This window comes from Acinetobacter sp. YH12097 (genome assembly GCF_013419225.1).
GTDB lineage: Bacteria > Pseudomonadota > Gammaproteobacteria > Pseudomonadales > Moraxellaceae > Acinetobacter > Acinetobacter amyesii.
The window spans coordinates 34,353-47,193 of record NZ_VPAN01000023.1; the positions used below are offsets into that span (position 1 = coordinate 34,353).

The 12,841-nt window shown below is 36.9% G+C and carries 17 protein-coding genes and 1 pseudogene; all 18 read right to left on the reverse strand.

Annotated elements, in window-relative coordinates; all coding sequences use genetic code 11:
* Positions 1-98 precede the first annotated feature (98 nt).
* Complete coding sequence (locus FTU37_RS10915; protein WP_078191118.1) at positions 99-434, reverse strand: YegP family protein; 336 nt, start codon at positions 432-434, stop codon at positions 99-101.
* A gap of 273 nt (positions 435-707) precedes the next feature.
* Positions 708-1,070 carry a 5-carboxymethyl-2-hydroxymuconate Delta-isomerase gene (locus FTU37_RS10920; protein WP_180124333.1) on the reverse strand — a complete coding sequence of 121 codons (363 nt, stop codon included), beginning with the start codon at positions 1,068-1,070 and terminating at the stop codon, positions 708-710.
* A 162-nt stretch (positions 1,071-1,232) separates the two neighbouring features.
* On the reverse strand, positions 1,233-1,574 hold the full coding sequence (locus FTU37_RS10925) for a zinc ribbon domain-containing protein YjdM (protein WP_180124335.1): 342 nt from the start codon (positions 1,572-1,574) through the stop codon (positions 1,233-1,235).
* A gap of 157 nt (positions 1,575-1,731) precedes the next feature.
* Positions 1,732-2,100 (reverse strand): DUF488 domain-containing protein, encoded by a 369-nt coding sequence (locus FTU37_RS10930; RefSeq protein WP_180009302.1) that lies wholly within the window; start codon positions 2,098-2,100, stop codon positions 1,732-1,734.
* A gap of 45 nt (positions 2,101-2,145) precedes the next feature.
* Positions 2,146-2,593, reverse strand: a pseudogene (locus FTU37_RS10935) (SRPBCC family protein).
* A gap of 330 nt (positions 2,594-2,923) precedes the next feature.
* Positions 2,924-3,310, reverse strand: a complete 387-nt coding sequence (locus FTU37_RS10940) for a ribonuclease E inhibitor RraB (protein WP_111884820.1) — start codon at positions 3,308-3,310, stop codon at positions 2,924-2,926.
* Between the two features lie 133 nt (positions 3,311-3,443).
* Positions 3,444-4,379 carry a hypothetical protein gene (locus FTU37_RS10945; protein WP_180124337.1) on the reverse strand — a complete coding sequence of 312 codons (936 nt, stop codon included), beginning with the start codon at positions 4,377-4,379 and terminating at the stop codon, positions 3,444-3,446.
* A 497-nt stretch (positions 4,380-4,876) separates the two neighbouring features.
* Positions 4,877-5,542, reverse strand: a complete 666-nt coding sequence (locus tag FTU37_RS10950) for a pseudouridine synthase (RefSeq protein ID WP_078191125.1) — start codon at positions 5,540-5,542, stop codon at positions 4,877-4,879.
* Between the two features lie 85 nt (positions 5,543-5,627).
* On the reverse strand, positions 5,628-6,086 hold the full coding sequence (locus FTU37_RS10955) for a GIY-YIG nuclease family protein (protein WP_180064954.1): 459 nt from the start codon (positions 6,084-6,086) through the stop codon (positions 5,628-5,630).
* A gap of 605 nt (positions 6,087-6,691) precedes the next feature.
* Entirely contained in the window at positions 6,692-7,396 is a 705-nt protein-coding gene (locus FTU37_RS10960) for a DUF1003 domain-containing protein (protein ID WP_180113814.1), read from the reverse strand.
* 106 nt (positions 7,397-7,502) lie between these two features.
* Positions 7,503-7,745: a DUF6868 family protein gene (locus tag FTU37_RS10965; protein ID WP_180124339.1), complete on the reverse strand. Its 243-nt coding sequence runs from the start codon at positions 7,743-7,745 to the stop codon at positions 7,503-7,505.
* Between the two features lie 1,117 nt (positions 7,746-8,862).
* Complete coding sequence (locus tag FTU37_RS10970) at positions 8,863-9,120, reverse strand: hypothetical protein (RefSeq protein ID WP_180004725.1); 258 nt, start codon at positions 9,118-9,120, stop codon at positions 8,863-8,865.
* Between the two features lie 105 nt (positions 9,121-9,225).
* Positions 9,226-9,435 (reverse strand): hypothetical protein, encoded by a 210-nt coding sequence (locus tag FTU37_RS10975; RefSeq protein ID WP_180004724.1) that lies wholly within the window; start codon positions 9,433-9,435, stop codon positions 9,226-9,228.
* A 217-nt stretch (positions 9,436-9,652) separates the two neighbouring features.
* The gene (locus FTU37_RS16855) at positions 9,653-9,793 is read right to left on the reverse strand and encodes a DUF2569 family protein (RefSeq protein WP_180124344.1); all 141 of its coding nucleotides are present in this window, start codon (positions 9,791-9,793) and stop codon (positions 9,653-9,655) included.
* A gap of 128 nt (positions 9,794-9,921) precedes the next feature.
* Positions 9,922-10,497 carry a DUF4126 domain-containing protein gene (locus FTU37_RS10985; RefSeq protein WP_111884815.1) on the reverse strand — a complete coding sequence of 192 codons (576 nt, stop codon included), beginning with the start codon at positions 10,495-10,497 and terminating at the stop codon, positions 9,922-9,924.
* A gap of 127 nt (positions 10,498-10,624) precedes the next feature.
* On the reverse strand, positions 10,625-10,861 hold the full coding sequence (locus tag FTU37_RS10990; protein WP_143221616.1) for a hypothetical protein: 237 nt from the start codon (positions 10,859-10,861) through the stop codon (positions 10,625-10,627).
* A gap of 88 nt (positions 10,862-10,949) precedes the next feature.
* A complete protein-coding gene (locus FTU37_RS10995; RefSeq protein WP_218954663.1) occupies positions 10,950-11,186 on the reverse strand; it encodes a hypothetical protein in 237 nt (78 codons plus the stop codon).
* A gap of 140 nt (positions 11,187-11,326) precedes the next feature.
* A complete protein-coding gene (locus FTU37_RS11000) occupies positions 11,327-12,724 on the reverse strand; it encodes a hypothetical protein (RefSeq protein WP_180124341.1) in 1,398 nt (465 codons plus the stop codon).
* Positions 12,725-12,841: the final 117 nt, after the last annotated feature.

The following is a 12,841-nucleotide window of genomic DNA, read 5'->3' on the forward strand; positions in this document are numbered from 1 at the left end:
CTTACTTGAGAACCATATTGCTTTTGATCTTGTGATTTTGACAAGCCTTCAGGTTTAGTTCATCCCGCTTTGACTGTCTCAATCAGGTTGTTTCAAGCTTAAGCAGTTAGATCTTTAATTTGGGTACTTGCACCATTGGTTTTAACCGATTCGATGCCTTTATCACGCGATTGCTCACTGGCATAAAATTGACTGGTCCCAATAATTTGATGATTTGCCGCTTTCAGATTGAAATATGGTTTGCCATTTTTGGCCGTCAGTCGTTCAAAACGGCTGTCATCTGCACTGTTCTTTTGTACAGACTCAATCCCATTTTGGGCTGATGCTTTCGCTTTATATAATTCACTCGTTAAAATGATTTCACCGTTCCCTGCTTTTAATACAAAACGAAACTGCTGATCATTAGAATGACTGATCTCGTACCATCCCGACATATGTTACCCCTTCATTTTCATTGTTTTATCTATTATTCGATCAGGATTTGTTGTTGGAAATTCAACCTGATCTACAGAATATAAATGAACTCGGTCACATTTTTCAATGTCTTTTTTGATCTGTGTAAAGGCTTAAAATTTAATCACTAAGAAAATGATTTTTAATAAATAATTCCAATAAAAAAGAATCCGACCGAAGTCGGATTTCATCATTCTTTCATCATGCTGAATTTGTGAATAGAGTTGCATTACTCAACGCATTGAATAAAGGCTTTAAGGACTGACGATCTGCTTTGAATACGTCGCTTTATTCATTTCTAATATTTCCACACAAAGTTGCACTTCTATTGCTGAAGCTGTGACATGTTGTTTCAACACGTCCAATAACAACAATGAAATTTGCTTTTGAACTTCAACCGTTCTACCCGTCAATAATGAAACTTTGGCATGCATATACGCATGTTGAGCGTGTTCATCCAAACCCACAACAAACTCTTCCTGAGCGACAGCGCGGCTCTTAATATCATTGATGGCACTTACATGACCCGATTCAAATAAGGCAGCGTTCAGCGCTTTAAGTAAAGGACGAGGCTCCAGCTCAAGGTTATTGGAATATTCCAAATGAATATGCGGCATAGTAAAGACATTTCAAACCTGTAATGCTTCTATTATGCAGGCTGAAAAGTAAAATCTATAGCGAATTAGTTATCTATTTCATGTTTAAGTAGACATCCTAAGCCAAGTGTGGCCTTCGCTTAGGATGATTGAAATTTGCTTTGGAGCGAACAAAAACGAAACTTAAACTTTTTTCACGTATTCAGATTTGAGCTTCATTGCCCCGATACCATCAATTTTACAATCAATGTCATGACCATCTGTTGCATCGACTAAAAGACGAATATTTTTAACTTTGGTGCCAACTTTCACCACTGAAGATGAACCTTTAATTTTAAGATCTTTCACCACAGTAACCGTGTCACCATCGTTCAATACATTGCCATTGGCATCTTTAATCACCACCTGCTCATCTGTAGCGCCTTCGCCTTCACGCCATTCATGTGAACATTCAGGACAAATCAGTAAATCGCCATCATTATAGGTATATTCAGAATTACATTGGGGACAATTGGGTAAAGACATAAAAGACCTCAAAAAAAGATGGATGCAAAAATCCATAAAATCTTAATATAACATTTTTATGTATTTCATGAACTTAAAAACCATAAATATCGTATGGTTTAATCACCTTGTGAAGGTCGTAAATTTCACAACGCTACAGCACTTGAAGGTTTAAATTTTAGATATCTAATGAGGTGTTTAATATTAACGCTTTTAAGATATGCGCATGATTTTTATCCGTATGTTTAGCCGCTGTGAGTAAGGTTAGTGGCTCCTCTTTTTCCCATGCCCGTAGTTGTTCCAACTCGGCTTGATGTGGCTGTATTTCTTGCAAATAGCGCTGTTTAAACTCGTCCCATCGAGAAGCCATTGCCTCATCTTGATGATACCAACGACGTAAATCTGTAGATGGCGTCAATGCCTTCGGCCACAAATCTAGCTCTGCGCTCACTTTACTGATACCACGCGGCCACAAGCGATCGACCAATATGCGTTTACCGTCATCTGGGCTTATCTCATCATAAATACGTTTAATATGTACGGTCATTAAGCCCTCCATCATCTATTTACAGTTTTTCGATCATTCTTCAAATTATTCATCGGGGATCGCTGGATTCACTAAAAAAGCCAGCAACTGTAAAGATTCCTGCCAACCCAAATAACAGGCATCAGGTGGAATAACGCTCGGCAACCCTGCCTGTACAATCGTCACTTCGGTTCCTACTGATAACCGCTTTAAACTCAACAGTGACCTCGATTTCACCAGCTAACTCTGGCATATCAAATTGGTCTGTATAACGCAGTATATGATTCGGCACGACTTCATGATAATCGCCATGAAAAGCGTGTGTGGTTCCTGTTGAAAAATTTTGAAACGACATGCGGTACGAGCCACCTACACGCACATCCGAATGTTCCACATGGGCCGTAAATCCATGCGGTGCCATCCATTTCACCAAAGCATCTGGCTCCACAAAGGCACGATAAACGCGCTCTACAGGCGCACTAAAAACACGATGTAATCGAACAGTATTGCTCATGATGATGTCCTTGTGTCATTGTTTTCACTGAATCATCCACATGCATTCACCCTCGCTTTATCGTCCATTTTTATCACACTGAAACGTTCTAAATGAGACAGCCTTGAGACGTGCGAGAAAGGTCATTGCTGTTCAATACTATAGCGAATCCTACAGATTGATCCCATCACTTTAACGCAATGCCGTGTTATGTTTTGTGAGCTGCTTTCATATTGATTTTGATTAAAAATATTGAAAAATCAAAATTTTACACAATTTTTATAAAATTTAAATAATAAAAAACCCAGTTAAATCACTGGGTTCTTATTGCTAACGATACAATAGTTAGACTTAGCTCAATTGTGCTTCATCTTCATCCAGATCATCATCTTCATAGATATAAGCCATACAACCCCAACCGTCATATTCGCCCGAATGTTGTTCCGCAATTTTAATAAACCACTGCTCTAAATCAACGATATCTTCATAATCAGGTTCCATATAAACATAGACCGTGATAATCCATTCCACGCGATCTGATTCTTCATCTTGGAACAATGAAATTTTTTGCTCTTCTTTCAATAAATACAATGCACACTGTTCAGCCTGCGCTTCGTTCGAAAAGGCAATTGAATATTCGATTTCGTGCGGCACAGATAAATCATCACCATCTTGCTGCATCTGCCACAGCACATTGCCATTATCATCATCTGGAAATTGTTTAAAATCACGAGTCATTGTACTTTCCCTTATCGTTTATGAATTTTATTCTGTTGACTTAGATTAACGGATAATTGTTGCAATTTGCATTAGCTAAATCTCTTTAATCAGAAATAGACCGCCGAAGTGATCTTTCTGATAACAATTCAAATTAAACCACAACATCCATGTGGGCCTGAGTTTCTTTGAGATGTAAAACCAAAGCTGCCATTTTCAATTCTTCTAAGCGTAATTGTAGATAACTGTCGAGTACCCGTGCCTGACTAAAATGTACACCATGCGCATTGAGCAAGGTGAAATCATCCGCCAAAGCCTGCAATAGCTCACCTAAGTTTTTGGTATTTAATTGGGCTAAATACAAATCAGCACGACTATTAAACACCAATGTAAATAATTGCATCGCAGCCAAACGACGTTCTTCATCAACATAATTACAGTTTGCAGTCGATTGCTGCTCCATTGCATCAATCATTTTGCAACGTACCGCAGTCAAATTTTGCTTTGCCGCAGATTCATTCATACCATCCATCAGCTGATCTAAAATACTCTGTAAAGGCAAAAAGAACGCTGACTGATAGCCCCGTATTTTGTTGTCCAAAGCACGGTTGATGTTTTCCAAATGCTGCTGATCCAGCGCTTGGCTATATAAACCCTTTAACTCGGCACGGGCTTGTTCCTGCGTTTGTAATTTGGCTTTTTCTTGATATTTGCTCAAATACTGACGCACTTGTTCGATCTGTGCGCGAATATCATTCAACATGATATCTGCATTGGCCTTGGTGACTTCTAACAAGCCATCTGCCTGTAAAGTTCGATACTCAACATATTGTTCAATATCCACAATATGTTGATATTTCGCTACTTTATCGACTTGGATTTTTAAGCCACTGTTTTGAATGCGTAATTGACTGATTTCATAATTCAGTTCATCTTGTTGCGACTCTGTTTCAGCCAGTTTTAACCGTGCACGATCGAAGTTTTCCTGCAGTGAACGTAGGGTTTTATCATTTTTCAATTTGCGGTTATAAACAAAAAGGAGAGCCACAATTAATAGGATGATAAGGACGATTAAAGCAATATTGATCATTTGCCAATCCTCAAAATAAGCTTCAATAATTTAAGTTTATTCCCCAAAACAAACCTAAGTTACAAAAGTTAAAATCAATAATTCATTTCATATTAGCAGAATAAATGCAAAAAAATGTATTTATCTGACCAAATACACACTTGCACACAATTTAACTAAAATACTGTTTTAAATAAATTTAATAAAATATTTTTCATATTAAAAAATAATCAATCAATATTCATTAGAAAATATAATAAAACTTTAGAAATGGTATTTATTTACTAAAAGATACAAATAAATTTAATATCAATCTTTCTAAATTTTTCACACACTTTATAGAGATATTTAAATTATTTATATATCCCCAGAATTGGGGATATGGCGTATATCATGTTTCATTTTTAAGCAGAAAAACTAATTTAAAGCTGTAGATATTCTGCGCTTTTTACATACCCTAAAAGTTTCAATGCAACACAGCAGGTTTTATGAACAATGAGCATTCACATGAATATGCTTTAAAATTCTGCCGCGCAATGAATATGAACAGCTTGTTGGGTTAAGGGCTGGGTAAATGCCAGATCGCAAGCATGTAAAGCCATCCGTCCGAGTGAGCTCTGTTTGGCATTCGGGTGATACAGTTGATCCCCAGTAATTGGGTGCCCAATATGCATCATGTGTACACGTAGCTGATGAGAACGCCCAGTCACTGGTGTTAATAATACTCGGCTAATATCCTTGCTTGCGTCATAGCTGATGGCTTGATACAAGGTTTTTGAAGGTTTGCCCAATTCAAAATGCACCATCTGTCGTGGGCGATTTTCCCAGTCCGTAATGAGGGGCACTTCAACACTGCCCTCACCTTCGAGTTTGCCTTGAACCAAAGCCACATATTGCTTTTGAACCGTCCTCGCTTGGAACATTTTACTCACCGCCACTTCTGCATCGCGGTGTTTCGCAAACATCAAAATGCCTGATGTTGCCATGTCTAAACGATGGGTAATTTTTGCAGCAGGATACTGCTCCAAAACACGAAGATAGGCACTGTCATGATGCTCAGGCAAACGTCCCGGAACCGACAACAATTCCGCTGGTTTTTCGATGACAACCAAGTCTGCATCTTCATACAAAATACGTAGAGGACCTTGAGGCGGCGCATAGACAAAGTTGGGATCTAAAGGCATGGACAGACTGTGTACTGGGAGAATGTCGGCAAAATAACAACTGACTAATTCGCTGTCAATCGACTTTGACCGATCAGGTTCTACCCTAACGATTATTGGTCCCCAATTTACCAAAGGCTGGCGCTAATGAATGAGATAAATCATCCTCCAGTAATTGTAAGATGCTTGAACTCGTGGTTGATGGATACTGATGTAGTGTGATGCGATATTCGCCCTGAAACCACTGCGACAAATGCAAGGCATAGGTTTGTTTAGGCCCAAGACCTAAATGTTGTTTTAAACGGCTCTTTATCCCTGTCCGTGATGATCCAACATACAGAATGTGATTGGGTTGATTTAACTTGGCACAGGCATGGGTTTTCAATGCCTTAAATGCGGCATAGTCTTGATATGTCTGCTGTATATCGCCACCGACTAGCTCTATCACGTAAATATAAAGTGCATGTTGAGCAAGATCATCAAAGCTTGAAAACTCAAATATACGCTCAGCTTTAGTCTGCTGTGCCTGCAGACAATCCTGTATCAATTGATCCAGATAACCCATAACAAAATTATTTAAAATTTAGATAGTTAAGCATAACAACTTTGTGGCAAAGGACAATCTAAAGGTTTGCTTAATTTTGCTATCTTCTGCGTGATATTTATTACATCAGCAATGATCAAAGTTTGTTGGGAATACATGCGAAGTCTGGAATTTTGAAAAAGATGGAAGGATTTATTATTCGATTGAATTCTTAAAAAAATTTTTAGGGTGTAAGAGAAAACAGTGTTGTTTACTTCAACTATCATCACTTTGTAAGTCATGATCTTATAGCCTATAAACTTCTGGTTTATAGCGTCCTAAGCTGAATCGAGACCTTTTGGGTGAGTACTGTACGCGTGTTTTGCACCACTGACAGCATGCTACTCTTTTCAATCTCTGTAACACCCTTGAGATATATAGTAGTGGTATCGATGAGGGATTGTTTCCCTGAAAATTACTGTTTTCAGCTTATTTTAAAAATATTTTTCACATTTAAAGATATATTGAAAATATTTTCTCCATGTATCATTTTTTAGCCTTTTTTCCATCTCATAAATGACTTTTTCCGAGAATTTCCGCCAAGACTTAGTACTCAAATAACAATTATTTATGCTGTTCAAAGCACACTATTGCTTCTTTTTACTCATTTCGGACAGTAAATCCAACTGAATTTCCTGAATCTTGGCAAGACGATCCCATTGATGCATCAACAAATGATCTATCTTTTCATGTAAATGGCGAATTTCTAATTCAGCTTTTAAATTCACTTGATAATCATTTTCCGAACGCATGCGGTCTTTAGCTTCTTGACGGTTTTGGCTCATCATAATAATGGGCGCTTGTATGGCAGCGAGGCAAGACAACATCAAATTCAGCAAAATAAAAGGATAAGGATCAGCAGGATGCTTCACCATTACCACCGTATTGACTAAAATCCACACTGCTAAAAACAATGTAAAACAAATAAGAAACGCCCAACTGCCGCCGAATGTTGCAATTTTATCCGCAAGCCTTTCGCCAAAACTCCACTGCTGATCCAGCTTTTCTTCAACATTTTTGCTAATCAGATCATGCTGCTGCATGCTGTTCAGCACCTCATATTCTAAATTGGAGACTTCGCCTTGTTCGGAGTTCAGAATTGACTGCACATACTGCATACGGTATTTGGTCAAATCAGTTTGGCATATATAGTCCTGAGCACCAGATTCAGGAAAATCCTGAGCAATTTCTTCTGTAATGACTTTACGCACGGTTCCCATTGGAATCATATTTTTCAGTGGGAAACTTTTTTTGCACACCAAACAAGTACGGCATTCTACTTTCCCGTTCATTCTTGCCTTGCCTAATTGAATTTTATGTTCTTTTGAGCATACTGTTTTGCCTAAATTTAATGCAAGCAGCTTGTGCTTTTACACCAATATTTTTTATGATTTAAGCTTATTTTAGATAGTGCAGTGCAATGTAGGGTGCTAAATTCAAAAGTAGAATACCAATTTTATAGACAGCCATTCCACCATAATGAATAGCGTCAAACTGCTGATCGCTCAGCTTAAACCACTGCCCATGCAGGCGTTTCATCCAATCTTTAGCAAAGACAAATACCACAAACCAAATGATTAAAATCAGATAGTTAATCACTAAGCTATACAGCAAGAAATCGCTTAAATGACTCAAGTTCATGACAAATCTCCTAAGCGTATTTTTTCCTTAGTTTATGCCCCTTTCGAACAGTTGAATATTGCTTTTAAATTTCCACTTAGATTTGGACTATTTTTAAGAGAGATGCCTGACGATCTTTGAGCTTGTGCTGATTTAACTGGTGTTGTTTGTTTTGTGCAGATTAAAGGAGTAATGATTCATTATTCTTTTTTATTTTGGCTTAAATTTTTGGGGTGGTATAAGAGAAAACAATGTTGTTTACTTCAACTATCATCACTTTGTAAGTCATGATCTTATAGCCTATAAACTTCTGGTTTATAGCGTCCTAAGCTGAATCGAGACCTTTTGGGTGAGTACTGTACGCGTGTTTTGCACCACTGTCAGCATGCTACTCTTTTCAATCTCTATCACACCCTTGAGATATACTTTAACCAAAGGGCATCGGGATTAATTTCCTAAGTTTTTCTAATTTTCTGCAAATTCAGCAAATTTTTTCAGCCATTTTAGGTTTAGCAGGATATTTTATCTTTTCAGCTCATTTCAGCGTTTTTTATCTGCAGATTTACCCAATTATAAGAAATTTTTCTTTCACAACAGACCAAATGTCCGAACACAGCGTCAAATTCTAAAAATGTATCGCCACTGAGCATTCATCCCCTTTGCTTCATCCATCTAGGTTGAACACGACTCACAAAACACCGCTCAGTGAGTAACTAATGATCTAGATCTATCTTTGTTCTACTTATTGAACTGAGGTTACGCAGTAACATCAGAAGCGCAATTTGCTTCAAATAAATGAACGATACGCGGTAACGTCATCCGCAAGTGTTTGAGACAGGGCTATTTTTAATCAAAAATGTTTTTGCGATACTGTGAATAATTTGACGGTAATGAACGAGTTTTGCGGTGAGGAGCATTGCTCCGCAAGATGGTTTCCTTGCGAAGCTTCGCTTCTCATTTTGCCGAATGAGAAACAACGTTTCGTAAGAGTACCTCCAGCCGAAGGCTAATCCTTTTATTCAATCCCTAGATATAAGACACCGTCGAATAGAATTAAAAATCATTTTAAAAATGCAAAACTACTTTTAAGTGTGTAACATCAGTTATTTAATGGATGATCTATTCAATGCATTATTGGTCAATGAGCTAAATAGCTTTGTACCCACTGTGCGCTAAACCACCAACCACTACATGCCGCCATACCACAGAGTAAATTGGCCAAAATTTTATTCATTCGACTGAGGTCTGATGCATATATTTTGAGATTGATCAAATAAGCAATCACGGCATATACCAGTCCAATCGCACCACCAATGATGATCAAGATCAAAGGCCATGCTGCATAGGCATGTGCCACTGCTGGATATTTTGTAGAACGGATGGTTTCTGTGGTCATGCTGTATATCCTATTAATAACGCGATTACCTGTTTTAGTTAGCAATTTCTGCGCCATTATTCTTGGATATACAGCTTTATTTCAAGGTTAATGCATGTTGCATTTCTAGCTTTGACTACAGCATTTATCGCAACCGACAACTTTTTCTGTTGGCCAGCTCATTCGTGCACGCTTATAAGCGAGTTCGAAATTGGCAAAATAACCAATCAATATTTGCTGGTCAAATTGCGGCATGTCTACGCATCCTTGCGAACCATTGTGAATTAAATGCGAGCCATTCGTTAAGGCATTTTCATCGACTATAAATTTAATCATCTATCATTCCCCTCATTATTTTTTATAAAATTCAAAGATTAATAAATCCATATAAAAATTATGTGATTTATAATCACATACTAAAATTATGCCTTTATTGTTTAAAAATCAACCAAATTTTAAAGATTTTTTTAGCCGTCTCTTGGATGACTTAAACGCAGAATGATCTGCTCTTTTAGGACGGATAGGTGAAATTGCTCGATAGTATTTTTTGCGCTTAAGCCAAGTGCTTTGAATGTTGAGTAAAGGTATTTTTCACTCGAGCTGACATCAACAAATATGGCGTCCAAATCAGACAACCCATAGTACTCGTCGCTAACTGTATGATGCTTTCTGTATCAGTAGCACTTCTTATAATTTTTTATAATCTTTATCAAACGCTGCCAAAAACTCAGTTTCGGATTTTTATTTCTATATTTATTAAGCAAACACGCAGATCACTCACTCTAAAAGATGGATTCATTTTAGAGTGAAATGTTGACTGGTTTATAAAGGGGTATCGACCTGTACAGTTCGTTTTTGGCGTATGCGGCGAACTAACCAGATCACGATTGCAATCACTAAGATCACCACGAAAAATGGAACTAAAAAGGCCAATACTGACAAGACAGCCGCGCCAATCCATTCCCCTGTAGATAAGATTGGATTTGCAACGCCACCTGTGGTTGCGGTAGATACGCCACGCGCTGCGACGGTACTCATTTGCACTGCTGTTGCTGTACCACCACCCACGATAATTGCTGCCGCCCAACTGGCAAACTGTGACATTTCACCTGAGCTGACTGCCATTGTGGCAATCGTCCCTGCGATCATTGCTGCGGGTGTTGAAATGGTGTCGAGCGCATTATCTACCCAAGGAATATAGTACGCGGCAATTTCACAGACAGTCGCAATTGCCAAGCCAATACAAACCGCAGGCATAGACAACCATTCGAATCCTTTCATTGGTTCGAATAGTCCTAAAATGGAGGCAACACTCATCACCAATAAAGGTACAAAGACACGGAAACCACAGGCAGCACTTAAGCCAATACCGATACACAGTCCTAATATTGTTTCCATGGGCTTCTCCGAACGGTTAAACGTACAATTTGTTTTTATAGATGCAGTGTTATACGTTAGCAAAAAGCCCTATCGAGTGATAGGGCTTTTCTTTCTAAACAGCGGATAACTGTTAGTGTTTTGCAGCTTAGGCATTCTTATTGTTAAATTGATTGCCTTGGCATTTGGTACACGGTGGTAAACGATCAGTACCAATTTCTAAGTAGACGCGGTGTCCGCATTGAACACAAAAATAGAAGCCTGTTCCGGGTTTTTGACCAGCAGTAACCATTTTTGTTCTCCATGTGTTTTTAGAAATGGTAGATTCAGTATAACCCTCTTGTGATGAATGTCTATTGGTCATTTCGACAATTGATAATGGCATTTAGGCAAAGTATAATTTCGAATGGAAATTTTGGTGTTTTTTGATTTCCAACCTCCATAAAATTAAATAAATACTATAATTCAAAATCTTATTCATAATTAATCACATCTAGATTCTTATCTTCATCTATTTTGATGCCTCGCTCCATCAATTTTTTATATGCTGCATGATGAACGACATCGCGCTTACTAACTTTAGCTTCTAATAATCTGACTAATGTCGCGTCACTGACATTTGAATGATTTACAACTTCTATTATGCGAACTACCCAAAGTTTGTCGTTTGCAAAGCTGTCGAAGATTTCTGAATCTGCATCAGGCTTCATGGCAGTAGTGACTCTAATCGCTTGATTGGGGCTGTTAGAAATAGTTCAAATTAAGCGTTTTTTACCGCACCATTTGCAGCGATATAGCGTTTTTCCTCTTCGACTTTTTATTCGGGAGATTTTTGGCTATGGTGAAAACTCTATTTATTTCTGTTCATTTTTCTCGATTTTCTTTGGATTTTAGACCTAGGCTTTCTATTAGGCTTTTCTTTCGAAATTTTATCCTGATTTTTACCAAAAAGATCCTCTCGTCGAATACGATGTAATGATAATGGTACTTTCTTCAATTCATATTTGTCATCAGCTAATGTTGTAAAATAAATTTCATCAAAAATATCTGCTTCCTCCATTGATAGAGGAATATAATCTGCTTTAGCTGAAATAAACCCCTTTAATCCTCCTTGATACTTTAAGTAAGCACCAACATATTCCAACTCATCCATACTTACTACTTTATTATGTAACTGATTCCTTTGAGATAAAAACTCATAAAACTCAGAATAATTTAATTCTAAATGATCCCATGCCTGAACAATACTATCGAGATTTGCAATATCAATAACCCAAGGATAAGATTCATCCTCTTGCTTATCTAATAAATAGTCCAGATTGCAGCCAAGAGCTCCAAAATCATCTCTTGTCACACAAATAGTATGAATATCTTTAATTTCATCTAAAGGAATTTCTACTAAAAGTTTCCCTTTTTTTGTATATAAAGTTAGTTTTTCATCTTCTAAGACTCGATTTTTTAAACTATTAGCCTGATCAAATGCTTTCTGTAAACCTGCATTACTTTTAAAATGATCTCTAATTTTGATAAAAGCTTTTTCAGCATCACGCATAGGCTCTTTTGGCGGAGATGCTTTTGCCTCTACAATTAACAGCACACCATTATCATAAATGACTAAGTCATGCTCATTTGTAGAATTTGCATTCTGAAAGGCACTTTCATAAAACTCAGCATTACTACTACATATTCTTTTAAATAATTCGGTAGTCTTTGACTCAAGCTTTTTGTCTCGATTTTGAATATTTTTTTGAGCACTTTTTACTTCTTTGTATAAAAAGTTTTCTAAAAAATTAATGATGGCGATGAAGAATGAATTATTAGCGACATAATAAATTCTATCTTTATCAATAAATAGAGATTTAAACTGTATCGGATTTTTATCAGTAAGATAAATTATTTCTTTTGCATCACCTCTTTTTAATGAAAACACATTCAAGATATTATTTAATTTTTCACTTTCGAATTTGTCTGACATTTTAGAAATAGGAATAGAAAAAACTTTTAAAGAATTATCCAAAAAATTCTTCATTCTTTCCTGTAGTTCACTATCATCTTTTAATTTTTGCATCTCCAAAGGAAAATTTGCAATATTCTCATCACATTTCTCTAAAAAACGTTGGCGATATAAATCTAATAAGTGAATTTCTTTTTTTCCCTCATCAAAATTACTCTGTATCTCATCTTCTAAAAAAGCGGAAAAACTTAGTAAATCCTCAACTGAAAACTTATAATTTTCTTCTCTGTACACGACAAAAATAGATAACTCATTGAAATAATGTCACAATAATTGTTTTCTAACGACGAATACTATGACACATCTCAATGAGTTATATCTTATCTTAAACAAATCTCTAAAATGGAACAA